Here is a 25,142-nt window from a genome sequence, read left to right on the forward strand (position 1 = left end):
GCGGCCGGCGCGGGAACGGCCGCCGGGCCCAGCGGGCCCCCGCCGGGTCGGCAGGGGCCCGCGGCCGGAGAACGGAGGAGCGCCGGGAGCCGCGGCAGGAGGAGCGGCGGGACCTGCGGCACCCTCACCGTCCGCCGGTGGCCTGACGGCCGGGTCTCACCTCAGGTGCCGGCGGAAGAACCGGGCCGCGTCGTCCCCCGCGGACTGCGGGACCCCGGTGTGCCCGCCCATGTTGGCGTGCAGGGTCTTCTCCGTGGAGCCGAAGGCGTCGAACAGGTCCAGGGCCGCCTGACGGTCGTTCACCTCGTCGTCCCACTGCAACAGGACGTGCAGGGGAATGGTGACCTCGCGGGCCTGCTCGAGGATGGCGCGCGGCACGAAACTCCCGGCGAAGAGGCCGGCGGCCACGACGCGCGGCTCGACCGCCGCCAGTCGTACGCCGACGGAGATGACTCCGCCCGAGTAGCCGACCGGGCCGCCGAGCCCGGGCAGCGGCAGCAGGGCGTCGAGGGCGGCCTGCCATTCCGGGACCGCCTTGTCCACGAGCGGGAGGACGAGGGCGTCGATGATCTCGTCGCTGACCGGCTCGCCGGCTGCCACCGTGCGGCGCAGGTCGGCGCGGGCCTGGTCGATGGCGTCCCAACGGGGCCGGTCACCGCTGCCGGGGAGCTCGATGGTGGCCGTGGCGAAGCCGTCCGCCGCGGCGTGCCGGGCCCGCCCCACCAGCCGGGGGTACATCTTGCGCAGTCCGAGTGGGGGCTGGCCGAGCAGGATCAGTGGGGCCGGCTCCGGCGCGGGTGCGGACGCGGGTGTCCACAGGATGCCGGGGATCTCGTCGAGGGTGAATTCGCGCTCGAGGACACCGTCGTCGAGGCGCTGTTCGGAAGTGAAGCGAAGGGCCATGGTCGTGCCTTTCGGGAGTGCTGCTGAACGGCGCTCCCGGACGACCTATCGCCCGACCGTGACCCCGGAGGAGAGCACCCACGTCGAAACGTTCACGGGTACCACCTCCTCGTTCTCTCGCACGGCCGCCGTGAAGGTAGCAGGGCCCGCCGCGGTCCGCCAAACGATTTCCCGAGCCCACGCCGCCGCGAGGATCCTCGGGGCTGGGTCTCAACTGGGCCGCGTCCTGCCGAAGCGCAGTCTCCACGGAGTGAGGGCGGATTCGAGCTGCACCGCGAGGCTCATCTTCGATGCCCCTCGTGTGCGTTCCTCGAACCGGATCGGCACCTCGCGGATGGTCAACCCCCGTTTGACGGTGCGGTAGTTCATCTCGACCTGGAAGGAGTAGCCGTTGCTGTGGACCGACGGCAGGTCGATCGCCCGCAGTGTCCCGGACCGCCATGCCTTGAATCCGGCGGTGGCGTCCTTCACGTGCAGGCGCAGGATCGCGTTGACGTAGGCGTTGGCCCAGGCGGACAGAACCTTGCGGTGCCAGGGCCAGTCGGCGGCGGTCGAGCCGCCGGTGACGTAGCGGGAGCCGAGGACGACGGCGGTGTCCGTGGTCAGCAGCGTGTCGACCATGGCCGGGATCACGGCGGGCGGATGCGAGAGGTCGGCGTCCATCTGGATCACGACGTCGGCGCCCTCGTCCAGGGCACGGGTCATTCCGGCCAGGTAGGCGCGGCCGAGTCCGTCCTTGGTGGTGCGGTGCAGCACGCCGACGGTGCCCGGTGCCTCGGCGGCGAGTCCGTCGGCGACCTCGCCGGTGCCGTCGGGCGAGTTGTCGTCGACGACGAGCAGGTGCAGGTCCGGCACCGGCAGGTCCGCGAGCAGACGGGCCAGGACGGGCAGGTTGTCCCGCTCGTTGTAGGTCGGCACGACGACCACGACCTTCGGCGACTCGGCGGTCATCGGCAACTCCTGGGTCGGCGGTCGGGACCGGTTCAGCGGTCCCGGTCCCGGCCGAGGCGGCGGGCGGACACAGCCTCGCGCATCTGACGGTGCCTGTGCCCTCCCGCGCCGCCGATCAGCGGGCGGTGCCGAAGTCCTGGGTCCAGTAGCTGCCCGGCTGTGCGAGACCCACGCCGATCTCCTTGAACGCGCAGTTGAGGATGTTGGCCTTGTGGCCGGGACTGGCCATCCAGGCTGCCATGACCTGCTCGGGGGTGGGGTAACCGTAGGCCACGTTCTCGCCGTAGGTGCTCCAGGTGTATCCGGCCCCCGTGATCCGGTCTCCGGGTGAGGAGCCGTCGGACCCGGTGTGCGACATGTTCTGGTGGAGTGCCATGTCGTCGCTGTGCGCCTGCGCCACCTTGGACAGGGTCGCGTTCGGGGTCAGTGCCGAACAGCCGACCTTGGCGCGCTCGGCGTTGACGAGTTCCACGATGCGGGCGACGACTCCGGACGCCGTGGCGGTGGCCTTCGGGGTGCTCGACGGCGCGGGGGCGGCGGAAGCGGCGGCGGTGGTGTTCGGGGTGCTGGGCGGCGCGGTGGTGGCGCTCGGCCGGGGAACGGTGGTCCGTACGGTGTGCCGAGGTGCCGTGGCCTTCGGCCTCGGCGCGGTCGTCCTCCCGGCGCTCGCGGCGGCACGCGGGGTCCTCGTGACGCGCTGCGTCGGCGACGCGGTCCATGTCGGCGACGCGGTCCCCGAGGGCTCGCCGGTCTGGTCGGCGTTCCAGGGGCGGGCCCAGTTCGCCTCGTTCCACCAGTCCTGCTCGTTCTGGGGGGCCTCGGTCGCGCTGTTCGTGGCGCCGCGGTATCCGCCGCTGCCGGGCCAGTCGGTACAGGCCATGGCGGCGGACGGTATGCCCACGGCGCCCACGGCGGCGGCGGCGATCACCATGCGCCGGTATTGCGTGTTCCTACGATGTCTACCCATGCGTAACCCGCTCCTGAGCTGCGGCGGCGTGTGCGGGTCGTCATTCTTAGGACGCCTTCACAAGGAGCGCAAAGGGCCCCGGTACTAACTCGCTTAGTAGGCCCGGACGGCCCTTGCCAGGAGGGTGGGACGCACCGGTCCGGTTTCCCGAGGCCTCCGGGCCGTCCTGTCGCCCCGTCAGAACCCGTACACGCGTGCACGGGCAGACGAAGGTGACTCGCGGGTGGAAAGCCGTGGGACCGGGCGCGACGCCCGTGCGCCTCAAGCGGTACAAATCCCCTATGTCGCCAGAGTGTCTTCTACTATCCGGCACGGCTAGGTCCAGAATGTGCTGTGACGGACCTCACGGAATCGGGTCCTGGGGTCGATCCCGCGGCGCGCTGCCGGAATGCAACCCGGTTCCTGTGGTGCTCTCACCGTACGCCTACCTCTACATGATGTAGTTGCCGTTCGGAATGGGACCGGGAGGCAAGGGAGGTGGGCGTCATGGCCGACGCCTACGGTGTCGGCACGGGCGTCGCCACCAGGACGCGGTGGCGGCGGACGACGGACCGGGTGACGGCGTCAGCGGCTTCCGTCACCACCGGTTCCGGACCACGCCAGACCCACCGCGGGATGACGCTGCTGGCGACGATCAGCCTGTTCATCGGTACGCGTGCCGCCTGGACCACCGCGATGGGGTCCGCCCCGGCCGTCGCCGCGGTCATCTCCGCCTGCTACGCCTCGATCCTGGTCTGCGGTGTCCTCGCCCTGACGGTCCGCGAGCGGCGCTCCCTGATCCGGGTGGACGCCCTCGTGCTGGTGACCGCCGTGACCCTGGTGACCTGCGGCTACCTGCTCGACCACGCGGGCAGCGACGAAGGTGTCCTGACCGCCCAGGCCGCGAGCGAGATCCTGCGCGGCCACCCGGTCTACGGCCAGGCCTGGCCCTGGCTCTTCGGCACCGCCCGGGTCGGTATCACCAAGACCATGTCCGGCGGCGCCGACTACACCTACGGCTATCCGCCGCTGACCGCCCTGCTCGCCGCCCCGGTGCACGCCGTCGTCCACTCGACGGCGGCCGCCACCCTGGTGACCACGGTGGCGCTGCTGGCCTCGTCGGTCCTGCTGTGGACCCTGCTCCCGGCCGTGTGGCGGTCCGCGGCCACGGCCGTCTGCCTCGGCTTCGGCCTGCTGCCCCAGTACGCCTACGACGGCTATCCGGCCGTCACGGCCCTCGCCCTGCTGGTCCCCGTGGTGGTCCGCTGGCCGGACACCGGCGCGGGCGGCTCGCTCGGCTCCCGGGGCATGCTGCGGGCGGCCTGTCTGGGCGCGGCCTGCGCGGCCCAGCAACTCGCCTGGTTCCTCACCCCGTTCCTGCTGCTCGGCCTGTACGCCGTCCGGCGCGGTGAACTCGGCGGCCGGCAGGCCCTGGCGGTCACCGCCCGCTACGCCGCCACCGCCGCGCTCACCTGGGCCGCCGTCAACGCGTACTTCGCCGTCGAGGACCCCGCCGGCTGGCTGCACGGCATCCTGCTGCCGCTCACCCAGAAGGCGATCCTGCACGGCCAGGGCCTGATGGGCATCTCCTACTACTTCACCGCCGGCAGCGGCCGCCTCGACTACTACTCCTACGGCAGCACGCTGTTCCTGTTCGGCCTGCTGGGCGCCACCGTGCTGTTCGTCCGCCGGCTCGGGCCGGCCCTCACCGTCCTTCCGTGGACCGTGTTCTACCTCTCCACCCGTTCGCAGGACGGCTACTTCCTGACGATGACCCCGCTGTGGCTGGCCGCCGCGGCCACCGTCCCCGCCACCGCGTTCGCCGCCGCCTGGCAGCCGCGCCTCGGCTGGCTGTCCGGACGCCGTGCCAAGGCCGCCCTGGGGGCGGCGCTGCTCACCCCCGCCCTCCTGTGCGTCGTGGTGGCCGCCGCCTGCCCACCACCCCTGCGCCTGACCCTCGCGGTGCGTGTCGTCACCCGGCACGCCCGCGTCGGTGTCACCGCTGTCGACGTCCACGCCGTCAACACCACGGGAACCCGGCTCACCCCGCACTTCGCCAGCCGCACCGGCCAGGGCGCCTCCGACTGGTGGACCGTCGTGGACGGCCCCGCCACCCTCGGCCCGCACGCCGGCGCCGAGTACGTCGTCACGCCACCGGGCGGCTTCCGCGCGCTGCGGTCCCGGACCTACCTCATCGCGGTCACCGGCACCCCGATGACGATCACGACGGCCCGCATGCCGTCCGCCCCACCCCCGTCAGCCCACTGACCGTCCCGGCCCACCGTGCGGCCCAGTGGAAACCGGTCGGACCGTGGCTGAAACCCGTCGTGCCGGAGCGGCGTCGTGCACTGAGGGGGCCGGTCCGCCGAGCATGGCGGATGCTCCCGGCGCGCCGTCGACACTACGGCGTGTAGGGTGGGGATTTTCTACATCATGTAGTAGACAGGGGGAGTCCATGACCGGGACTTCGTACGACACGTCCGTCCGTTCCGTACGGCCGTACGATCACGACGGCGCGCGGTGGGACCGGAGAGGGGACGCGTGGCTCGCCGCGGTGGGAGTCGCGTTCACCGTGGCCCAACTCGTCCTCGTACGGCCGGGGATGGGGCTCGGCTGGGACGAGACCGTGTACGTCAGCCAGGTCAGCGGACACGCCCCGGCCGCGTTCTTCAGCGCGCCGCGGGCCCGTGGCACCTCCCTGCTGGTGGCGCCGGTCGCCGCCTGGTCGTCGTCCACGGCCCTGCTGCGGGTCTACCTCGCGGTGCTGGCCGGCGCGGGTCTCTTCCTGGCGCTCCGCGCCTGGCGCGGACTGCTGGCGCCCCGAGTGGTCGCGCTGGGCGGAGCGCTGTTCGCCTCGCTGTGGGTGACGCTGTACTACGGCCCGCAGGCCATGCCCAACCTCTGGGTCGCGCTCGCCGCCCTCGCGGCGGTGGGCTGCTTCCTGCGGGCCCAGGCCGGCCGCGACCGCCGTCCCGGACCGCTCTGGGGGCTCGCCGGCAGTGCCGCACTGCTGGCGCTGATGCGCCCGACGGACGCGGCCTGGGTGTGTCTGCCCCTGCTGGTGGCCGCGGTCGCGGTGCGCCCATGGAGACACGTGTGGCCGCTCGTCGCACTCGTCGGCGGACTGGCGGCGGGCGCCGCCGAATGGGTGATCGAGGCGTTCGTGTCGTACGGCGGCCTCGGCCGGCGACTCTCCGACGGCTCACGCATCCAGGGCGGTCTCGGCTGGCACGACGCCGTGGCCGACCAGCTGCGCAGCCTGGGCGGCCGGACGCTGTGCCGTCCGTGCACGGGGGCGATGCCGCACCCGGCCGTGACACTGTGGTGGTACGTGCTGCCCGTCCTCGCGGTGCTCGGGCTCGCGCTCGCCGTCCGGGCGCGCCGCGCCGCCGCCACCGCGCTCCTCTGCGCCTGCGCGGCCACGGCGGCCTTCCCCTACCTGTTCCTGATCGGCTACGCGGCCCCGCGCTTCCTGCTGCCCGCCTACGCCCTGCTGGCCCTGCCGGTGGCCGAGGCGCTGATCTTCCTGGCGACCGCGCCGCGGGGCCGTCTGCGGCCGTTCGCGGTCGCCGCGGTGGCGCTCGGACTGGCCGGGCACCTGGCCGTCCAGACGGTGGTGCTGGAGCGGACGGTCGCCGGTGCGACCGCGGGCCACCACCGCTGGTCGCAGGTCGCCGCCGCACTGCACGACCACGGTGTACGCGCGCCCTGCGTGCTCACCGGCAACGACCCGACGGCACCCGCGATTCCCATCGCCTTCTACGCCGGATGCGCTTCCGCCGACACCGGCGGCCACAACGAGAACACCACGGCCGCCGCCCTCGTGAGGACCGCGCGGCGGATGCCGGTCGCCGTCATCACCTCCGAGGACGGCAGGCCGCCGCACTACGCCAAGGGTTGGCAGCGGGTCCACCTGGTCGACCGGGTGTACGCCTACGTCGCCCCGTGACCGCGTCGCCCCTCGTCCGTGGGCCCGGCTGAAACCCTCCAGCGCACGCACCCGGCGTCCGGGGCCGGCACGCCGCCGGGTAGCCGTTCCCCGGTCGCCGCACGGGCGGCTCACGGCTCCGGGTTCAGGCAGGCCGGGAGGGTGCTGGTGGCGGGAAGCGGGTCGGCCAGGCAGGCGGCGGCGCGCTCCGGGCCGAGGAACGGGGCGAGTACGGAGTAGGCCAGGGCGGGCAGCAGGGCGGGCAGTTCGGCGGTCCGGTCGGCCGCTATGCGACGGTAGATCGAGGAGTACACACCACCGACCACCGTGTCGACCAACTCCTCCTCGGGGACAGGGAGGTCCCGGTCCGGCAGGTCGGTGAAGTAGTCCCGGAAGCGGGTCAGCAGGTGTTCGCGGGCCTCGCGCCCGGCGGGGCCGACCGCGTCGATCTCCACGAGCGCCATCGCCGCGAACGCGGGCGCCTCGGCGAGGATCGCGAGCAGCGTGCCGAGTCCGGCGAGCACCTGTCCCGGCCAGTCCGCGGCCCGGGCGCGGGCCTCCTCCATCGCCGCGAAGACCTGGGACGTGCCGTGCCGGTGGGCGGCGAGGAAGGCGTCCTCCTTGCCCTTGAAGAGCTCGTAGAAGACCGGCCTGGTCACGCCGGCCGCCTGGCAGATGTCGCTGACCCGGGTACGGGCGTAACCGACCTGGGCGACGGTGCGGACGAACCCGTCCAGCAACCGGTCCCGCTGGTTGGCGGCGACGGCCTCGGGCGAGGTGCGGCGCGGACCCCGGCGCAGCGAACGCTCGGGGTCGCGTCCCTTACGGGTACCGGGCAGTACCAGCGGAGGTGACACCGGCGAGCCTGCTGCCATTTCGTGCCCTTTCTCGCGAACTCACGCAGCGTGCCTTGACGTTGAATACTCGTCAGGTTTACAACCTTCACAGGTTTTCTTCAGGTGCGGACCCCCGGCGAACGACCCGCTGGAGCCGTCAGTTTCACGCACCCGCACAGCGCCAACAAGTGCACCGGCGTCCCTGACGCCGGATCAGTCCAGCACCGCGCACCGGTCCGGCGGCCCCGCCATCCCGGGGCCGCCACGCCCGGGCCGCCGTTCCTCCCCATGTTCGGGACGGCCGCCCCTTCCTCGTCCCACCCGCACGCCCGAAAGAGGACTCCCGCATGCGCAGATTCGGTGTCTCCGCCTTAACCGTCACCGCCGCTCTCTCCGCCCTGGCTCTCCTCCCGGCCGGCTCCGTCTCGGCGGCCGGCTCCGTGCTCACCTACGGCAGCGCCGGCGGCAACGCGGTCGCCGTGGGCGACGTGCTCACCGCGTCCCTGGCGAGCGGTACCAAGGCCACCCTCGCCACCACCAGCGGCGGCTCCACCGGCATCACCTGCACCAGCTCGTCGCTGTCCGCGACGGTCACGTCGAACCCCGCCGCCCCCGGAACCGCGACCGAGTCCGCGACCTCCCAGACCTTCAGCGGCTGCACCAGCAACGTCCTCGGCGTCACCGGCGTGCAGAGCGTCACCGTCAACAACCTGCCCTACACGACGTCCGCGGCCTCGGGCGGCGCGGTGACGGTGACCCCGGCCTCGGGCAGCACCATCCAGACCACGGTGGTCCTGTCCACACTGCTGGGCACCGTCAACTGCGTCTACCGGGCGTCCAGTCTGGCCGCGGTGAGCTCCAACACCGCCAACAGCCTGACCTTCACCAACCAGGCCTTCGCCAAGGCGTCCGGATCGGCCCTCTGCGCGTCCAGCGGATACTTCTCCGCCTCGTACGCGCCGGTCGTCGACGCCGGCGTCAGCGGTTCCCCCGCCGTCTACACCAACTGACCACGGGCCCCCGGCTCCACGGCGGGCGCGGACCGTCTCGGTCCGCGCCCGCCGTGGCCGTCGTCATGGACGGGTCGCCGACGGGCCGGTGAACAGTGGTGGGGTACGAGGGGCCGTCGTTGCTGGGGAGGTAATGTGTTCGGGACTTGAAGGCCGTCCGTCCGGGCGTCTGCACGCGACCCCTGAAAAATGGAGCTGATCAACGTGTCGACCAGCGGCGGACGGCTGTGGAGCCGAGCCACCTTGGCGGCCCTCCTCTGCACGATCACCCTGTTATCCGGCCCGAGTTACGCGACACCTGGCGCACCCGAGCCGCGAGAAGACAGGTCGATAGAGCAGATCCACGACGAACTCGACGCCCTCTACCGCGAGGCGGAGGTGGCCACCGAGGCGTACAACACCGCGGACGAGAAGGCCGCCGGGCAGGAGAGCCGACTGGCCTCCCTCCGCAGGGACCTGACCCGGACCGAGCAGCGGCTGTCCGATCTGCACGACCTCGCCGGAGTCGCCGCCCGCACGCAGTACCGCGGCGGCAACCTCGACTCCACGGGCATCCAGTTGCTGCTCGGCGATCACCCCGACGAAGCCCTGAACGAGGCGTCCCAGGCGCGCCAGGCGATGCGCGGTCTGGTCAACGTCTCCGAGACCCAGCGGACCGTCCGTGCCGAGCTGACCCGGCAGACCGACGCCGCCGCCGACAAGCTGCGGGAGCTGAGGAACAGCCGGGCGGACAAGGCCGACGCAAAACGCAAGATCGAGAAGAAGATCGCCCAGGCCGAGCGGATCGAGGCGGGACTCAAGCAGGAACAGACCCGCCGGCTCGCCCAGTTGGAGAAGGACCAGGCGCGGGAAGCCGAGGCCAGATGGCAGGGCTCCGGTTCCGACGACGGCGGCACGACGGCGACCGGCTCGGGCGGTGGCCCCGCCAAGGCGAGCGGCGCGGCCGCGAAGGCCGTCGACTTCGCGATGGCGCAGATCGGCAAACCGTACGTGTGGGGCGCCGTCGGGCCCTCGTCGTACGACTGCTCGGGACTCACCTCCGCGGCCTGGGCGGCGGCCGGCCACCCCATACCGCGGACCTCGCAGGCCCAGTGGCAGGGGCTGACCAGGGTCAGCCTGGCGTCCGCGCGGCCCGGAGACCTGATCATCTACTACGACGCCACGCACGTGGGCATGTACATCGGGGCCGGGACGATCGTCCACGCCCCGCGGCCCGGCCGCACGGTCACGACCGCCCCGGCCGCCTCCATGCCCGTCCTCGGTGTCGTGCGACCCGGAGTCTGAGCGGATGACCCACTCGCTGACACCCCGTGAGCCGCAGAACCTCCCCGCGCTCAGCGCACCGCCGCTGGTACGGCTCGACGCCTACGTGGCCGAGGACGGGTCGACGGTGGTCAACGGACATCTCCTGGAGATGGGCGGCATGCGACAGCCCAACGAGGCGATCCTGGACGCCATCGCCATGTTCGCCCGCACCCTGGGAGCCCCGGTCGCGGCCACCGTCATCGACCGCACGGTGATGCAGGTGGCACGCCTGCGCGTGTACCCCGACGGTTCCAGCCGGACCATCGGCGAGGAGGAGGATCTGCCGCCCGGGCGCGAACGCACCGCGGCCGAGGAGGAGGCGTTCCCGCCGCTGGCTCGCGTCGAACGCATCATCCAGCACGCGCAGCGCCAGGAACTGCACGCCGCGTTCGTGCTCGCCGGCGCGCTGCGCGAGCACCTCACCCTGCGCAGGGGCGCGGAGGACGAACTCGCCCTCGAGGCCCGGGCGATCGAGGCCTACCTCGCCTTCCTGCGCGGCGACTACATGCACTCCACGGTCCTCGCGCTGACCGTCGCACGCATCCGCTGCCGTACCGACCTGAACCGCGCGGCACCTGAGGTGGCCCGCGCCACCGCGGCCTGGCAACGGCTGTGGGACGAGGGCCAGGTGGTCACCCGAGGGCAGGAACTGCTGCACATGTGGGAGCACTTGGCCGCGGCGGGACTGCTGGTGGATCCGTCCCACCAGGCCATGGCCCAGGCCGTCCGGACCCGGCTCCAACACCGCGTACCGACCGCGTCGGCCGCGCCACCGGCCCTGCCCGCAGGCCAGTCACCGACCGGCCAGGGCCCGACCGGCAAAGGTCCGTCTGGCAAAGTCCCGACCGGCCAAGGGACGGTCGGCCGAGGGCCTGTCGGCCAAGGCCCGGTCGCTCCGGAGGACAAGCCCCTCAAGCCCACACGACGGGGGCTGCGGCGCTTCACCCGGCGGCCCGGCCCGCCGCCCGCCGAGTCGTGAACCCGTTAGCCGGCGCCGACGGACTCACCCCCTTCGGCTCTCCGCGACGGCCACGCGGCCGGACCGCAGGGACGACCGCCGCTCCACCGGGCCGCCCAACGCGTGCGCCAGCGTGAGGAGATCGTCGTCCGAGACCACCTCCAGTCCGTACGAGGCCAGCAGCGCCGCCATCCGGGGCGGCTTCCACAACGAGCGCCACGGCTCACCGGACGTCACGGAACTGCCGAGCAAGCGCGCGAGACGGCGCCCTGCGGTCGCCCGCGGCGACGGGGCCTGGTAGTTGACGACGAGCGTGCTGCCCGGTGCTGTCCGAGCGGCGAGCGCCGCCACCGTGGCCCGTACCTCGTCACGCGTGAGGTACGGCACGACACCCTCCCACAGCCAGGTGGTCGGCGCCGACGGGTCGTGCCCGGCCGCGGCCAGCGCCGCACCGAGATCATCGACGGCGAAGTCGACCGGCGTGAACCGCAGGGACCGGGCGACGGCCGCCGCCTCGACGCTGTCCGCGGCGTCCTCCCCGGGGCCGCGGAGCAGGGGGACGGCGTCGGCGAGACGGGCACGCTTGTCCTGCTGTGAGGCCGGATGATCGACCTCCCACACATCGGTCCCCGCAAGTCCGGGCAACCGCCACGCGCGGGTGTCCAGACCGGCGCCCAGGATGACGAGCTGACCGGTGGAGTGAGTGCGCAGCGCCTCGTCGATCGCGATCGTCCGCGGCACGACGACCTCCGCGCAGGCCCGCACACTCTCGTACGCCACCCGGGCCTGCCAGCCCTGCGGCACGCTGCCCGCGCGCACCTCGTCCACGGGCACCCGCTCCGCGGCGCGCAGCAGCCGTACCGCCACCGGATCCGTGAACCGCCCCGCGGCGGTCGTCCCGTCCGCCGCCGCCCGCCCCTGACAGACGAGCACCGCCGTCCGGCTCGCCGCACGTCCACTCGCGCTCATGAGGTCGCATTCAACACCATGCGCACACCTCGTCGGCCTCACTGCGCGGTGGGACCGGACGGAGCCCCGGAGCCCGGGACTTCGGGCTGTCGGCGGGATGTCGGTCGCGGGCCGGGTCTGTCGGTGATCCGTCGGCCGTCTGTCGGTGCCCGCTGGAACCGTGGACGCCGGGCCGCCCACCGGCGCGGCCCTGGTCCACACCGTCTCCGCAGCAAGGGAGCCCCGTGCTCATGTCGTCCAACTCCACCCGCCGGCCTTGGAACGTGCGCCGGCTGCCGCGTGCCGACGGACGTGTCTTCCTGGTCACCGGCGGCAACGCCGGGATCGGGTACTTCGTCGCCGAACAGCTGTCGACGACCGGGGCCACCGTCGTACTCGGCAGCCGCGACACAGCGAAGGCCGAGGCCGCCATGGCGTCGATACGCGCGCACGTCCCCGACGCGCGGGTACGGGCCGTACGGCTGGACCTGGCCGACCTCTCCTCGCTCAAGGCCTCGGTGGCGGCACTGGGCGTGCGACAGCTGGACGCGGTGGTCCACAACGCCGGCGTCGCGCTCGACGATCCGCCGCGCCGGGAGACGGCCGACGGCCATGAACTCATGTTCGCCACCAATCATCTCGGTCACTTCGCGCTGACCAGGTGGCTGATGCCGTTGCTCTCGGCCGCACCGGCGGCTCGCGTGGTGACCACGGGCAGCTTCGCGGCCAAGTCCGAGCGGCTCGATCTGGACGACCTCCAGTCCCGCGCGGACTACCGGCCCAAGCGCACCTACGGACGCTCCAAGCTGGCACAGATGTCCTTCGGCGTCGAACTCGACCGGCGGCTGCGGACGGCCGGCAGTTCGGTGACGAGCGTGGTGGCCCATCCCGGCGGCGCACTGGACTCCCTCACCCCGTCACGGCCCGCGGTCCATGCGCGAAGTGTCGGAGCCCGGTTGGGCGGGGCGCCCGCGGCCCTCCTCGTCCAGGGCAAGGACGCCGGCGCGTGGCCGGCCGTCCGTGCGGTGCTCGACCCGTCCGTGCACGGCGGTCTGCTGTGGGGGCCACGCGTCTTCGGCCTGCGCGGCGAACCCCGTCCCGAACCGGTGTGGAGTCACGTCGCCGACAGGTCGGTGGCGGCACGGCTGTGGGACGCGAGCCGTGACCTGACCGGCGTCGACCCCGGCACCGTCCTCGGATAGCGCCCGGGCGCCCCGGCCGTCCGCTCACCACCACAGCTGGTGTCCGGCAGGCCGGGGCGCCGGCGACGCCAGGCTCAGGACGTGATGCCCGTACGGCGCCGACGGCTGGTCGGCGCGTAGCGTACGCGGTCCGCACTCATAGGTTCCGCTCCTGGCGCCTCGTGTGACCGGAGCCGCCTTGCTAGCGTCCGCTAAATCGATTTAGCGCGATGGGGCGAACGCCCGGCGAGGAGCCGTACATGACCACCCCTTCCCTGCAGGACGGCATCGACGAGGCCGGATCACCGATCGGGCTGCTGTGGCAGCCGGACGCCGAGCCGTGGACCCCGGAGGTCGTCGAGCCCGAGTACACCGGCTGGCGTCAGGAGCAGGCGGCCTGGCACGAGGGCGTCGCCCTGCTCGACCTCTCGCACCACATGTACGACATGTGGATCGAAGGCCCGGACGCCACCCGGGTGCTGGCCGACCACGGCGTGAACAACTTCGAGAAGTTCGCGATCGGCCAGGCCAAGCAGTACGTCCCGGTCACCCGGCACGGCCACATCGTCACCGACGGCATCCTGCTGCGGGAGGCTGGGAACAGGTACTTGCTGAGCGGGATCCCCGCCGCGCAGCACTGGGTGCGGTACCACGCCGAGAAGGGCGGCTACGACGTCGGCTTCGTCACTGATCCCTCCTCCGCCTTCCGGCCGGGTGGCGGCGGCCCGAAGCTCTTCCGGTACCAGATCCAGGGCCCGCTCGCCGTCGAGCTGGCGGCACGTGCCTTCGGCGGACCGCTGCCGGAGACCACCAGGTTCTTCCACTCCGCCCCGGTCACCCTCCACGGGCGTGCCTTCCGTGCCCTGCGGCACGGCATGGCCGGTCAGGCCGGCTTCGAGTTCATCGGCCCCTGGGAACACGCCGCGCATGTGCAGGAGGCGTTCCTGAAGGCGGGTGAGCCGCTCGGGCTCCGCCGCGTCGGAGCCCTCGCCTATACCACGCCGAGCGTCGAGAGCGGCTGGATCCCCTCGCCGGTGCCTGGCATCTACACCGATCCGGAGCTGTTGGAATACCGCCGTCAGCTGCCCCTGTTCGGTATCGAGGGCAAGCGTCCGCTGGGCGGCAGCTTCTACTCGGAGGACATCGAGGACTACTACGTTTCCCCGTACGAGCTCGGTTACGGGAAGATGATCCACTTCGGCCACGACTTCGTGGGCCGCGAAGCCCTGCTGAAGGCGAGGGACGCGCCGCTGCGCGGCAAGGTCACCCTCGTCCTGGACCCCGACGACGTCCGTTCCGTCATCGGCGGGGGCGAGGACCCAGGCTTCGTCCTCACTTACTCCCGGCACCGGGTCGAGGACGCGAACGGCCTGATCGGCATGACGATGCAAAGCGCGTCGATCGACCCCGTCGGCACGGTCCTGGCCCAGGCCCTGATCGACCGCGACCGCACCGCGCCGGGCACCGAGGTGACGGTCGTCTGGGGCGAGCACCCCGGTTCCGGTACCGATCCCGGGGCCGACCTCGGCTTCCCCCGCATCCGCGCCACGGTCCGGCCGTCCCCGTTCAACGAACACGCCCGCACCCTGTACCGCCACAACCGCTGACGCGGGTCCGCCCAGAAGGAGAACGAGGGACACGACGACGATGCGATCCGCGAGCACGGTACGCACAGCGACCGGCAGTTCACTGCTGGACGACTACTCCCTGGAGATGACCGCGAAGGACGTTCCCAAGCTGGAGGAGGCCCACGACACCATCCCGCGGGGCACCCGCATCCACGTCACCTTCCTCGGCAACGAGGACCTCCGGCAGCGCCTGGACGCCGCCCGGGCGGTCAAGCGCCTCGGCTTCGTGCCCGTACCGCACATATCCGCCCGCCGGCTCGGTTCCCGCGACGACTTCGAGCGGTTCCTCGCCGGACTGCGCGCCGACGGTACCGCCGACAACGTGTTCCTGGTCGGCGGCGACCCGGCCCACCCCGAGGGGCCGTACGCCGACGCGCTGTCCCTGATCGACACGGGGCTGCTGCGGGAGTACGGAGTCCGGCACGTAGGCATCGCCGGCTACCCGGAGGGCCACCCCGCGATCGACGGCCCCGCCCTGTGGTCCGCGCTCCGGGACAAGCACGCCGCACTCGCCGCCCAGCCGCTGGAGGCCGGTGTCATCACCCAGTTCGGCTTCGACGCCGGGACCGCGCTCGCCTGGGTGGCGGAGGTCCGCCGCCGGGGAGTCGGGCTTCCGATCCGGATCGGCGTGCCCGGCCCCGCCGGAGTACGCCGGCTCCTGGCGTACGCGGCCCGCTTCGGCGTCGGCACCAGCGCCTCCGTCGTGAAGAAGTACGGCCTCTCCCTGACCAACCTCATGGGCACGGCGGGACCGGACCGCTTCCTGCACGCCCTCGCGGCGGCCCACGACCCGGGTCGGCACGGCGAGTTGAAAATCCACTTCTATACGTTCGGCGGGCTCGGGGCCACCTCCGAATGGGCCGCCCGCTTCCGGAAGGAGAGCCTCGCATGACCCTCGCCCAGGACACCCCGGCACGCGCCGTCCGCAGCGGTCCGCCCGGCCCGCAGGCCTCACTCGTCGTGCAGGGCGCCGACGCCACCGGCATCGTCGCCGCCGTGACGTCGGTCCTCAGCGGCCACGGCGCGAACATCGTCTCCCTCGACCAGTACTCGGACGATCCGCAGGGTGGCGCGTTCTTCCAGCGGACCGTGTTCGGCCTGGAAGGCCTCCGGGCCGCGCTGCCCGCCCTGCGGGCCGACCTGGACCGGAACCTCGTCGACGGTTTCGGGCTCCGTTACACGCTCCGTGACCTCTCCACGCCGAAACGACTCGCGATCTTCGCCTCCAAGTCCGACCACTGCCTACTCGACCTGCTGTGGCGTCACCGGCAGGGCCAACTCCCCGTGACCGTCTCCATGGTGATCTCCAATCACCCCGATGTGGCCGACGAGGTACGCGCGTTCGGTGTCCCCTTCTTCCATGTCCCCTGCCAGGGAGCCGACAAGGCGGCCGCGGAGGCGGAACACCTCCGGCTGCTCCAGGGCAACGTCGACTTCGTCGTCCTCGCCCGCTACATGCAGATCCTGTCGGCGGACTTCATCGACCGGGTCGGTGTCCCGATCATCAACATCCACCACTCCTTCCTGCCCGCCTTCATCGGCGCCGGGCCCTACGCGAAGGCCAAGGAGCGCGGTGTGAAACTGGTCGGCGCCACCGCCCACTACGTCACCGAGAAACTCGACGAGGGCCCGATCATCGAACAGGACGTCGTCCGCGTCACCCACGCCCACACCGCGAGTGACCTCACCCGCCGCGGCGCCGACGTGGAACGGGCGGTACTCTCCCGCGCCGTCCTGTGGCATGCGGAGGACCGTGTGATCCGCGACGGCAACCACACCATCGTCTTCGCCTGACCCGGGCGCGACGATCCCGTCGCGTAGCCTGGGTCCTGCTACGCGAAGGGAGTGCGGCGGCATGGGCCGTTCCGGCCGGGTGACACTGAGCGACGTGGCCAAGGCGTCCGGTGTGTCACGGGCGACGGTGAGCTTCGTACTGAACGACGACGCACGGCAGACGATCTCCGTCGCCACCCGGGAACGGGTCGTGGAGGCCGCCCGGGAACTGGGGTACGTCCCCCACGGAATCGCCCGTGCCCTGCGTGAGGGGTCCTCACGCATCGTCGTGCTCATCGTCGACCGGGGCATCGAGGGCAATTTCTCCCGGAGTTACGTCCGGGGCCTGGACGAGGAACTGACCGAGCACGACCACGTCCTCCTGGTCCGGCACGGACCAGCGGCGCCCGGGGCCACGCGGAAGATCCTCGACGCTGTCGTGCCGCGGGCGGTGCTCCGGCTGGGCGAGGCCTACCTGCACGGACCCGGACCGGCCGGGCCCGACGAGCAGGACTGGGAGAGCGGCTTCGCCGCCAACGCCGCCCTGCAGATCGGCTTCCTCGCCGAACGCGGGCACACCCGGATCGCGATGGCGCTGCCCGACCACGAGTTCCCGCTGACGGAGGCCCGGCTGGGCTTCGCCCGGGAGGCCGCACGGCGCCTGGGCATCGCGTGCCCGGAGTCCTTCGTCGTGCCGCGGCCGCGGGAGGCCGGCGCCGCCGCCGTCGAGGCGTTCCTGGCGGCGCACCCGGAGGTGTCCGCCCTGGCCGGCTTCGATGACGACATCGCGCTGCGCAGCCTCACGGCCCTGCGTGACCTCGGACTGCGGGTGCCCCAGGACGTGGCGGTGATCGGTTTCGACGACACCGAGTACGGCTCGCTTTCCACGCCCGCGCTCACCACCGTGCACATCGATGCCGAGGTCCTCGGACGCATCGCGGCCCGGGACGCCCTGGGCATCGACACGCAGGGCCTGGCGCCGGTGCGCGGCCAGGTCGTCGACCGCGCGTCCGTGTGACCGCCGCACCGGAGCCCTGCTCGCCTCCTGCGGACCGGGTCCCGGTGGCGGCGTACCGCAGCGGCCCCACGTGCCGGACAGGCGGGGCCGCGGTGCGCTATGTGCCCGGTCCGGACACCGCGTGCGGGACCGCCGCCGCCGGTCTCCTCGCGCTCAGGCGGAGTTGATGACGACGCACTTCACCTGGGTCCAGTCCTCCAGGTAGTCGGGGCCCATGGAGCGTCCGAAGCCGCTGTGCCGGTAGCCGCCGAAGGGCGCGCCGATCGCGCCTGCCGGTCCGCCGTCGCCGAGGGTGTTGACGGCGACCTGACCGGCCTGCACCCGGCGGGCGAGGCGCAGCGCGCGCCCCACGTCCCGTGTCCACACCGTCGCGGTCAGCCCGTAGCGGGTTCCGTTGGCGACGGCGACGGCCTCCTCCTCGTCCTCGTAGGTCAGTACGGACAGCACCGGGCCGAAGATCTCCTCCTGGGCGATCCGCATCGCGGGGGTGACCCGGTCGAAAAGGGTCGGCTCCACGAAAAAGCCGCCGTCGTACCGTACGCCAGTCAACTTGCCGCCGCCGACGACGACTTCGGCGCCCCCCTCGCGGCCTATGACGAGGTAGTCCAGTACCCGCTTCTCCTGCCGGGCGTTGATCAGCGGCCCCATGTCGACAGGCTGGTCCCACAGCCCGACGCGTACGGCGCGGAAGGCGTCGGCGACCTCGGCGACGAGCCGGTCGTGGAGGGAGGAGCGGACCAGGACGCGGGACCCGGCGGCGCAGACCTGCCCGCTGTTCATGACGATGCTGCGCACGATCGCCGGGACCGCCTTGCTGAGGTCGGCGTCGGGTAGCACGATCTGCGGTGACTTGCCGCCCAGCTCCAGTTGCAGCGGGATGAGGTTGCGGGCGCTCGCTCGCCGCCGAACTGGGCGCGCGGGGCCACATCCTCGTCGCCAGCTACCAGTTCAGCCTCGCCGGGCCTGATCCGGCCCTGCTGGGCGGCAGCCTGTACGCCGACCGCGCCGTCCTCGACGTCGTCCGCGCATACCGACTGCCCCTGCTCGCCTGGTCCTCGCAGGCCCGTGGCTACTTCGCCCGTACCGAGGCACGGCAGATCAACGGGGGACCGGATCCCTACGACACCGAGGACAACCGGGCCCGACGCGAGCGCTGTCGGGCCCTCGCCGAGCAACTCGGCTCGCGTCCCGAGACGGTGGCGCTGGCCTGGACCCTCCAGCAGCCCCAGGTGTGGCCGTCCATCGGCGCGAGGACCACCGACCAGATCGACCTCTCCTTGCAGGCTCGTGGTCTCCCCCTCACCCAGGACCAGGCCCACTGGCTCCGGTCCGGACGGTGAGCCCCGCGGCACCGCTGACCGGGAACACCTCGTCCCCGCCGCCGGGCGGCCGGATCATCTCCGCCAAGGCCGCCGTTTGCGGGGTGTTCGTCGCCGCCAACTTCATGGCGATCATGGACACCTCGATCGTCAACGTGGCGCTTCCCGCCCTCGGCCGCGACTTCGGGATGGACGCCTCAGGCCTCAGCTCCGTCAACGTCGGCTACCTGGTCGCCCTCGCGGTCTTCATCCCCGTCTCCGGCTGGCTCGGCAACCGGTTCGGCACCCGGCGCACCTCGCTGACCGCGCTGCTGCTGTTCACTGTGGCGTCCGGTCTGTGCGCCACCGCCCACTCGCTGCCGGCGCTCACCGGATACCGCGTCCTCCAGGGGGTCGGCGGGGGCCTGCTCGCCCCGGTCGGCATGACGATGATGCTGCGCGCCTTCCCCGTGGCCGAGCGGTTGCGCGCGCAGCGGTACGTGATGGTGCCGACCGCCGTCGCGCCCGCTCTGGGACCGGTCCTGGGCGGCTGGCTCGTGGACACCGCCACCTGGCACTGGGTCTTCCTCGTCAACCTGCCCGTCGGCGTGCTCGGCCTCCTCTTCGGGGTGTGGGCACTGCCCGACTTCCCCAGCCCCGGGGCACCCCGTTTCGACCTCCCCGGCTTCCTGCTGGCCGGCGGCGGACTGGCGGCGGTCCTCTACGCCCTGACCGGGGCGCCGGACCGGGGGTGGGGGAGCGGGGCGGTCCTCGTCCCGCTGCTGGGCGGTGCCGTGCTGCTCGTCCTGCTGGTGCTGTGGGAACTGCGTGCCGACCACCCCATGATCGAGCTGCGCATCATGGCGGACCAGCTCTTCCGTACCACCCAGGTGTCCCTGCTCCCAATGGGGGCGGCTTTCCTCGGCGTCCTCTACCTGTACCCGCAGTTCCTCCAGACGGGCCTCGGGTACGACGCCCTCCGCTCGGGGCTGGCCACCTTCCCGGAGGCGCTGGGCATGCTGACGGCATCGCAGGTCGTGCCCCGGCTGCACGACAGAGTGGGCCCACGCCGTCTCATGGTCGCGGGCGGCGCCGGTGCCGCGGCGGTCGCGGTCTACCTGGCGACCGAGGCGGACGGCTCGCCCTCCCTGACGCTGTATCCGTCCATGTTCCTGCTCGGCTGCTCCGTCGGTCTCCTCTTCGCCACCGGTCAGAACGCCGCCTTCGTCACCGTGTCCGCCTCCCGCACGCCCGACGCCACGACCGTCCTCAATATGCAGCGGCAGCTCGCCGCCGCCTTCGGGGTGGCCGTCGCCGGGACGCTGGCGGGAGCGAACTCCGGCGCTGGTTGCCGGACGGGTTTCCTCACCATGGGCGCGGTCAGCCCGGCCGCCTCGCTCCTCGCCCTGCGCGTCAGCGACCGCCGGGTGCGCGAGGGCTAGCGCTCGGACGCCGTACGAGCCCCCCACGACGAGTCCAAGCGCTCGGGGCACGCGGCGGACCCGTGACGGCTCCTGGTGCCGGGCCTCCGGCGAGGACACACCGAGTTCATCGCGTCGGCTCTCCAAGAGGGGCCGGCCCCGTACGACCGGATCTGAGTCCATGACCCACGAACACCACACCCCGGCCGACATCATCACCGTCGGCGAACCGATGCTGGAGTTCAACGCCGACGCGGACGGTGCTCTGGAGAACGCCGAGTCCTTCGTTCGCCGCCCGTCTGGTCCAGGGCGCGTCACCGGTGGACGCCGCCCGGTACGCGGCGGTTGCCGCGGCGCTCACCACCACCGGACACGGTGCTGTACGGCCGATCCCCCGTCGCGCCGAGGTACTTCGGCACCTCACCGAAGGGCAGGACGAGCTCTTCTGAGGCGGGCGGCACCGGCGCGTCCGGCGACGGACCGCAGAGCAGCCGCGTGACCGGACGCCCGGCTCGCTCGACCGGGCGCAGGCCCGGCTACCAGCCGCGGGCGGTGCGCCGGAGGGTGTCACGTACCCGGACCACGTCGGGATTGGCCCCGGCACCGGGTCGCTGCACGAGGAACAGCGTGTTGAGCGGCGGTTCTTCCGCCTCGTGCAGGAGGCGGAGGCGGCCGTCCGCGAGATGGTCCTGGCACAGCGAGCGGGGCAGCACACTGACCCCGGCGCCCGCGCTGACTGCGGACAGCACGGCGTACAGGTTGGGCACGGTGACGGCGGCGCGGGCGGTGAGCGGTTTGCCGAAGACGGTGCGCCAGTAGCGGCGGACGATCGGCAGATCCTCGGCGTACGTCACCAAGGGGACCTCGCGCAGCGCCGTGCACAGGTCGTCCGCCTCGCGGTGCCCGGCTACCCGCCCGGCCCAGGCGGGACTGCCCACCAGCAGGTACTCCTCGTCCGCCAGCGGCACCGATTCCAGCGCCCGGCCACGGGGGCGCCTGGTCGTGATCACCAGGTCGTGCCGGCCGGCGCGCATCTCCTCCAGCAGCGGCTCGGGCAGGCCCTGGGCAACCCGCAACTGGACCCCGTCGGCGACGAGCGGGACGAGCGCGGGCAGCACCCGTACGCACAGCAGCTCGGACGGACCCGCCAGATGAACGGGCGCCACGGCCGATCCGGCGTCCTCCAGACCGGCCAGCGCGTCGAGCGGACCGGCGATCTGCCCGGCGAGCTCGTGCGCGTGCGGCGTGGGTTCCACCCCACGCGGCAGCCGGGTGAACAGCTCGCGACCGGTCCCCTGTTCCAGGGCGCGGATCTGCGCGGTCACGGTCGGCTGGGACAGCGCGAGCCGTGGTGCCGCAGCGGTGAACGATCCCGCGCGGTACACGGCCAGGAACGTACGCAGCATGTTCAGATCGGCGTGGGACGGAAGCTGCTTGCCACCGGCCGCCGAGGGCACGGCCACAGCGGGTTTCCGGTTCGTCATGGCCCCAGGGTAGTACCTGGTGCCATCGGCAATCCGATACCGGATATCGAGGAGCCTATTGGTAACCAGATGGGACACGCGCCTAACGTCGTGGACGTCGCCGAGTGGCGGCGGCCCACCCGAGTGGGGACGATGCAGCCAGGAGCAGGGGAGAAGCACATGGCCGAGATCCTTTTCGTGATGACCGGCGCGGCCCGGTGGACGCTGGCCGACGGCACCGGGCACCCGACGGGTTTCTGGGCCGAGGAGGCCGTGGTCCCCTACGAGGCGTTCAAGGCCGCGGGGCACGAGATCACCGTGGCGACCCCCGGCGGTGTCGTCCCGCCGGTCGACCCGGCCAGTCTCAGCGCCGGTGCGAACGGCGGCGAGGAGAACGCCGCAGGCGTACGAGCCGTGGTGGAGGGCGCCGCGGAGTTCCGCCATCCCGTCGCGCTGGCCGAGGTGCGCCTGGCGGACTTCGACGCGGTGTACGTGCCCGGCGGTCACGGGCCGATGGAGGACCTGGCGGTCGACGCCGACTCCGGCCGTGTCCTCGTCCAGGCGCTGGAGTCCGGTCTGCCGCTGGGCGTGGTGTGTCACGGCCCGGCCGCCCTGCTCGCGGCCGTGAAGGACGACGGCACCAACGCGTTCGCCGGCTACCGGGTCACCGCCTTCACCAACGCTGAGGAGCAGCTGGCCGGCAGCGCCGCGAACGCCAGGTGGCTGCTCCAGGACCGGCTGACCGAGGCGGGCCTGAAGGTCGAGGCCGGTGAGCCGTGGGCGCCGCACGTCGAGGTCGACCGCAACGTCGTCACCGGCCAGAACCCCGCCTCCTCCGGCCTGCTCGCGGCCGAACTGGTCAAGAAGCTCGCCTGACATTCCGCAGTACCAGAAAGGAACCATCCCCATGACCACGCAGAACGCGATCAACTGGCCCGAGAAGTACCTCCCCGGCACCGGCGACAACTTCGTCTCCAACGAGGTGATCGTCAAGGGCGTGACGGCCGCGCAGGTCTGGCACTACCTGACCGACACCTCCACCTGGGAGTCGTACTACGACAACGTCGCCGACATCTCCTTCCCGGACGGCGGTGGCCCCCAGCTGAAGGAGGACACGGACTTCAGCTTCGGCACCTTCGGCTTCCCGCCCCTCGACGCCCACGTCGTCGAGTTCCGGGCACCGGCGGCGGGCACGCCCGGCCGGCTCTCCTGGACGGCCAAGCAGGACGGCACGCCCGAGGAGCGGCTCGACGTGCTGCACGCCTGGCTGGTGGAGGACCTGGACGGCGGACGGGTGCGCGTCCTGACCCAGGAGACGCAGATCGGTCAGCCTGCCGCCGCCCTCGCCGAGGAGCGCCCGAACCCGATGCTCAACGGCCACCAGGCCTGGCTCGACGGTCTGATCAACGCGGCCTCCGAGTAAGCCGTGACCAGGGTGGTGCTTCGCCCGCTTCGACGAGACCCGCTGAGGAAGGACTTCCCATGTCAAAGCCCCCGCTGCCGGCCGAGGCCCAGGAACTGCTGAGCCGCCCCAACCCGGCCGTGATGGCCACCCTCCGCGCCGACGGAGCCCCGGTGTCGACGCCGACCTGGTACGTGTGGGAGGACGGCCGTGTCCTGATCAGTCTGGACGAAGGCCGGGTGCGGCTGAAGCACATCCGCCGCGACCCGCGCGTGACACTGACAGTCCTGGACGGCCAGGACTGGTACTCGCACGTCACTCTTGTCGGACGGGTGGTCGAGACCCACGAGGACAAGGGACTGGCCGACATCGACCGCATCGCCACCCACTACACCGGCAAGGCCTACCCGGACCGGGTCCGCACCCGGGTCAGCGCCTGGATCGAGGTCGAGCGCTGGCACGGCTGGGGCGCCCACAGGGACAGCGATCAGGCCTCCACGTGAGAAAGCAAAGCCGGTGCGGATGATCTGCGTCCTGGACTCAGTGGTCTGGCGTCCCGGTCCCGAGGTTCGCCTGGGCGAAGGTCCAGAACCCCGTTCCGTTGTATCCGGTGTCGAACGGTGTCCCGAAACCGTAGTCGTCACCGCTGCCGAAATATCTGTTCTCCAGCCAGCTGAACCTGTCTCCGGTCCGGCCGCCGTAGGCCTGGGCCAGGCGGTAGAGCGCGCCTTCGTACTCGTCGTTCGTCGCGCGGCCGTTGCCGAGTCCCGCCCGCGCGTCCGCGACCGCCCGGGCGAAGATGTCGTGGTAGGCCTGGGTGACCCACATCCTGCCCTCGGTCACGTCGGAGCCGTCTCCGGTACCGGACACCGCGACGGTGTCGAGCGCGTTCTCCGCTTTCGCCACTGCCGAGGCCAGCGCGGGCCTCGCACTCGCTCCGCGCGAGAAACCGACGGTGACGCCGGGAGTCGCGAACCACTGGATGGCGCTCACGTTGTTCTCGCCCATCCAGTACATGGCCCTGAACGGCTGCGTAGGCCTGTTCCAGGGTTCCGAATACTGCAGCGTCAGGCGGGAGTCGGTGAGCGCCGCTCCGTCGACCGACTCCGTCGTGTTTCCCGACGAGTCGACGTTCACGTCGAGGACCACATGCCTGCCGGCCGCGTGCTCCAGGTGCCATCCACGGGCGTCCTTCCAGTACAGCACCATGTTCTGGCTCTGCGGACGGCCGTGGACGTTCCTGTTCGGGAAACTGATCGTGGACGGGTTCGGCTTGTCCGTGCTCCCGTCGCCACGGCCCACAATGGAGAAGGCCGTGACATCGCGACCCCTGCTCACCGTGTTCGCGAAAGCGACATCCTTGACGGTCGCGTCGATTGCGGTCACCACGCCGTCCGTCAGGGTGAGCCGATAACTGATTCCGCGCATCAGCGTCACGGCGTCGACGAAGTCGACCACGGCCGCGTCGTACGTCTCGTTCGAGCCCTGCAACAGCACTTGGACGTTGTACGACCAGGTGCCGTCCGCGTTCTCCCACAGCCCGCTTCCGCCGTTGACGTCGAGTCGATCCGCGCCGTACTCGCCGTCGCCGTTCACGGTGGGCACCGGCACGTCGTTGATTTTCACCGCTCCGGCCGTGATCAGGGCCGTCACTCCCTTTTTGGCGTCCCCCTCCCTGAAGAGATGGTCATAGGACGCGTCGGTGATTCCCGTGACGCCGTCCGCATTGATCCGCGTCGCCTTCACGCGAGGAATTCGACCGGCCGCCGCTGAGGCGACCGACGGCGTCATTCCCATGGATATGGCCGGTGCTGAGGCCAGCACCAAGCCAATAAAGCCACGCCGTGATTTCTCCACCGGAGGCACTGAGCCTTTTCCAACCTGTTCGCCGCGAGCGTGGTGCTCGGCTGGTCATGCACCTTCGGTGTCAAGTCGCTCCGCGGACTGGAGTAGGTACTCGGGCAGTTTCGAACTGGCCGCCAACACCTCGATGCCGATGAGGCGGCCCTGCTCGTCAAAGTCGAGGTTGATCATGCCGTCGACGTCCACTGGATCGCAGGGATACATGCGCGCGGACTTCACGCGGGCCTGCGGTTCGGTGAGGTATACGTACGCTGCGTTGACGGTCTTGTCGTAGGTGACTCTGACATCTGTCACGGTGAGTGGTCTCCCT

The 25,142-nt window shown here is 71.8% G+C and carries 23 protein-coding genes and 1 pseudogene; 15 read left to right on the top strand and 9 right to left on the bottom strand.

The window, feature by feature from the left end; translation table 11 throughout:
• Positions 1-156 precede the first annotated feature (156 nt).
• The 3 genes from MB828_RS32860 to MB828_RS32870 form a co-directional block, all read right to left on the bottom strand.
• Complete coding sequence (locus tag MB828_RS32860) at positions 157-903, bottom strand: alpha/beta hydrolase (protein WP_301651357.1); 747 nt, start codon at positions 901-903, stop codon at positions 157-159.
• Positions 904-1,113: 210 nt separating this feature from the next.
• Positions 1,114-1,854: a polyprenol monophosphomannose synthase gene (locus MB828_RS32865; RefSeq protein WP_301651358.1), complete on the bottom strand. Its 741-nt coding sequence runs from the start codon at positions 1,852-1,854 to the stop codon at positions 1,114-1,116.
• Positions 1,855-1,969: 115 nt separating this feature from the next.
• Positions 1,970-2,821, bottom strand: a complete 852-nt coding sequence (locus tag MB828_RS32870) for a CAP domain-containing protein (protein WP_301651359.1) — start codon at positions 2,819-2,821, stop codon at positions 1,970-1,972.
• A gap of 486 nt (positions 2,822-3,307) precedes the next feature.
• Here MB828_RS32870 and MB828_RS32875 point away from each other — a divergent pair, with 486 nt between their 5' ends.
• Both MB828_RS32875 and MB828_RS32880 read left to right on the top strand, forming a co-directional pair.
• The gene (locus MB828_RS32875) at positions 3,308-5,068 is read left to right on the top strand and encodes a hypothetical protein (protein WP_301651360.1); all 1,761 of its coding nucleotides are present in this window, start codon (positions 3,308-3,310) and stop codon (positions 5,066-5,068) included.
• A 187-nt stretch (positions 5,069-5,255) separates the two neighbouring features.
• Positions 5,256-6,749: a hypothetical protein gene (locus tag MB828_RS32880; protein WP_430381460.1), complete on the top strand. Its 1,494-nt coding sequence runs from the start codon at positions 5,256-5,258 to the stop codon at positions 6,747-6,749.
• A 110-nt stretch (positions 6,750-6,859) separates the two neighbouring features.
• Here MB828_RS32880 and MB828_RS32885 read toward each other — a convergent pair whose 3' ends face one another.
• Positions 6,860-7,603 carry a TetR/AcrR family transcriptional regulator gene (locus MB828_RS32885; protein ID WP_301651361.1) on the bottom strand — a complete coding sequence of 248 codons (744 nt, stop codon included), beginning with the start codon at positions 7,601-7,603 and terminating at the stop codon, positions 6,860-6,862.
• A gap of 308 nt (positions 7,604-7,911) precedes the next feature.
• Here MB828_RS32885 and MB828_RS32890 point away from each other — a divergent pair, with 308 nt between their 5' ends.
• The 3 genes from MB828_RS32890 (at position 7,912) to MB828_RS32900 (ending at position 10,858) form a co-directional block, all read left to right on the top strand.
• Positions 7,912-8,574 (top strand): Tat pathway signal sequence domain protein, encoded by a 663-nt coding sequence (locus tag MB828_RS32890; RefSeq protein ID WP_133024182.1) that lies wholly within the window; start codon positions 7,912-7,914, stop codon positions 8,572-8,574.
• 189 nt (positions 8,575-8,763) lie between these two features.
• Positions 8,764-9,858, top strand: a complete 1,095-nt coding sequence (locus MB828_RS32895) for a C40 family peptidase (protein ID WP_301651362.1) — start codon at positions 8,764-8,766, stop codon at positions 9,856-9,858.
• A 4-nt stretch (positions 9,859-9,862) separates the two neighbouring features.
• Positions 9,863-10,858, top strand: coding sequence for a hypothetical protein (locus MB828_RS32900; protein ID WP_301651363.1), 996 nt, complete (start codon positions 9,863-9,865; stop codon positions 10,856-10,858).
• A 24-nt stretch (positions 10,859-10,882) separates the two neighbouring features.
• Here MB828_RS32900 and MB828_RS32905 read toward each other — a convergent pair whose 3' ends face one another.
• Positions 10,883-11,806, bottom strand: coding sequence for a class I SAM-dependent methyltransferase (locus MB828_RS32905; RefSeq protein WP_301651364.1), 924 nt, complete (start codon positions 11,804-11,806; stop codon positions 10,883-10,885).
• A 230-nt stretch (positions 11,807-12,036) separates the two neighbouring features.
• Between MB828_RS32905 and MB828_RS32910 the strand changes: the two genes are divergently transcribed.
• From MB828_RS32910 to MB828_RS32930, 5 genes are all read left to right on the top strand, one after another.
• The gene (locus tag MB828_RS32910; RefSeq protein ID WP_301651365.1) at positions 12,037-12,987 is read left to right on the top strand and encodes an SDR family NAD(P)-dependent oxidoreductase; all 951 of its coding nucleotides are present in this window, start codon (positions 12,037-12,039) and stop codon (positions 12,985-12,987) included.
• Between the two features lie 239 nt (positions 12,988-13,226).
• A complete protein-coding gene (locus MB828_RS32915; protein WP_301651366.1) occupies positions 13,227-14,573 on the top strand; it encodes an aminomethyl transferase family protein in 1,347 nt (448 codons plus the stop codon).
• 40 nt (positions 14,574-14,613) lie between these two features.
• A complete protein-coding gene (locus MB828_RS32920) occupies positions 14,614-15,486 on the top strand; it encodes a methylenetetrahydrofolate reductase (protein WP_301651367.1) in 873 nt (290 codons plus the stop codon).
• Complete coding sequence (gene purU, locus MB828_RS32925; protein ID WP_301651368.1) at positions 15,483-16,388, top strand: formyltetrahydrofolate deformylase; 906 nt, start codon at positions 15,483-15,485, stop codon at positions 16,386-16,388. The genes MB828_RS32920 and purU overlap by 4 nt, the downstream gene beginning before the upstream one ends.
• 61 nt (positions 16,389-16,449) lie before the next feature.
• The gene (locus tag MB828_RS32930; RefSeq protein WP_301651369.1) at positions 16,450-17,385 is read left to right on the top strand and encodes a LacI family DNA-binding transcriptional regulator; all 936 of its coding nucleotides are present in this window, start codon (positions 16,450-16,452) and stop codon (positions 17,383-17,385) included.
• Positions 17,386-17,538: 153 nt separating this feature from the next.
• Here MB828_RS32930 and MB828_RS32935 read toward each other — a convergent pair.
• A pseudogene (locus MB828_RS32935) lies at positions 17,539-18,273 on the bottom strand (aldehyde dehydrogenase family protein); the annotation flags it as partial.
• 101 nt (positions 18,274-18,374) lie between these two features.
• Between MB828_RS32935 and MB828_RS47005 the strand changes: the two are divergent.
• Both MB828_RS47005 and MB828_RS32940 read left to right on the top strand, forming a co-directional pair.
• Positions 18,375-18,725 (top strand): aldo/keto reductase, encoded by a 351-nt coding sequence (locus tag MB828_RS47005; protein ID WP_430381465.1) that lies wholly within the window; start codon positions 18,375-18,377, stop codon positions 18,723-18,725.
• Positions 18,722-20,125, top strand: a complete 1,404-nt coding sequence (locus MB828_RS32940; RefSeq protein WP_301651370.1) for an MDR family MFS transporter — start codon at positions 18,722-18,724, stop codon at positions 20,123-20,125. Before MB828_RS47005 ends, MB828_RS32940 begins: the two co-directional genes overlap by 4 nt.
• A 515-nt stretch (positions 20,126-20,640) precedes the next feature.
• Here the strand turns inward: MB828_RS32940 and MB828_RS32945 are convergent.
• Positions 20,641-21,588 (bottom strand): LysR family transcriptional regulator, encoded by a 948-nt coding sequence (locus tag MB828_RS32945; protein WP_301651371.1) that lies wholly within the window; start codon positions 21,586-21,588, stop codon positions 20,641-20,643.
• A 159-nt stretch (positions 21,589-21,747) separates the two neighbouring features.
• Here MB828_RS32945 and MB828_RS32950 point away from each other — a divergent pair, with 159 nt between their 5' ends.
• From MB828_RS32950 to MB828_RS32960, 3 genes are read left to right on the top strand one after another with little or no spacing between them, the layout of a single operon-like run.
• The gene (locus tag MB828_RS32950; protein WP_301651372.1) at positions 21,748-22,443 is read left to right on the top strand and encodes a type 1 glutamine amidotransferase domain-containing protein; all 696 of its coding nucleotides are present in this window, start codon (positions 21,748-21,750) and stop codon (positions 22,441-22,443) included.
• A gap of 31 nt (positions 22,444-22,474) precedes the next feature.
• On the top strand, positions 22,475-22,990 hold the full coding sequence (locus tag MB828_RS32955; protein WP_301651373.1) for an SRPBCC domain-containing protein: 516 nt from the start codon (positions 22,475-22,477) through the stop codon (positions 22,988-22,990).
• A 59-nt stretch (positions 22,991-23,049) separates the two neighbouring features.
• The gene (locus MB828_RS32960) at positions 23,050-23,472 is read left to right on the top strand and encodes a PPOX class F420-dependent oxidoreductase (protein ID WP_301651374.1); all 423 of its coding nucleotides are present in this window, start codon (positions 23,050-23,052) and stop codon (positions 23,470-23,472) included.
• Positions 23,473-23,509: 37 nt separating this feature from the next.
• Here MB828_RS32960 and MB828_RS32965 read toward each other — a convergent pair whose 3' ends face one another.
• The gene (locus tag MB828_RS32965) at positions 23,510-24,826 is read right to left on the bottom strand and encodes a hypothetical protein (RefSeq protein ID WP_301651375.1); all 1,317 of its coding nucleotides are present in this window, start codon (positions 24,824-24,826) and stop codon (positions 23,510-23,512) included.
• A gap of 54 nt (positions 24,827-24,880) precedes the next feature.
• Positions 24,881-25,142: DUF2283 domain-containing protein (locus MB828_RS32970; protein ID WP_301651376.1), on the bottom strand; the 262-nt coding region annotated here is incomplete at its 5' end.

It is taken from the genome of Streptomyces arenae (genome assembly GCF_022343545.1).
Classification (GTDB): Bacteria; Actinomycetota; Actinomycetes; order Streptomycetales; family Streptomycetaceae; genus Streptomyces; species Streptomyces humi.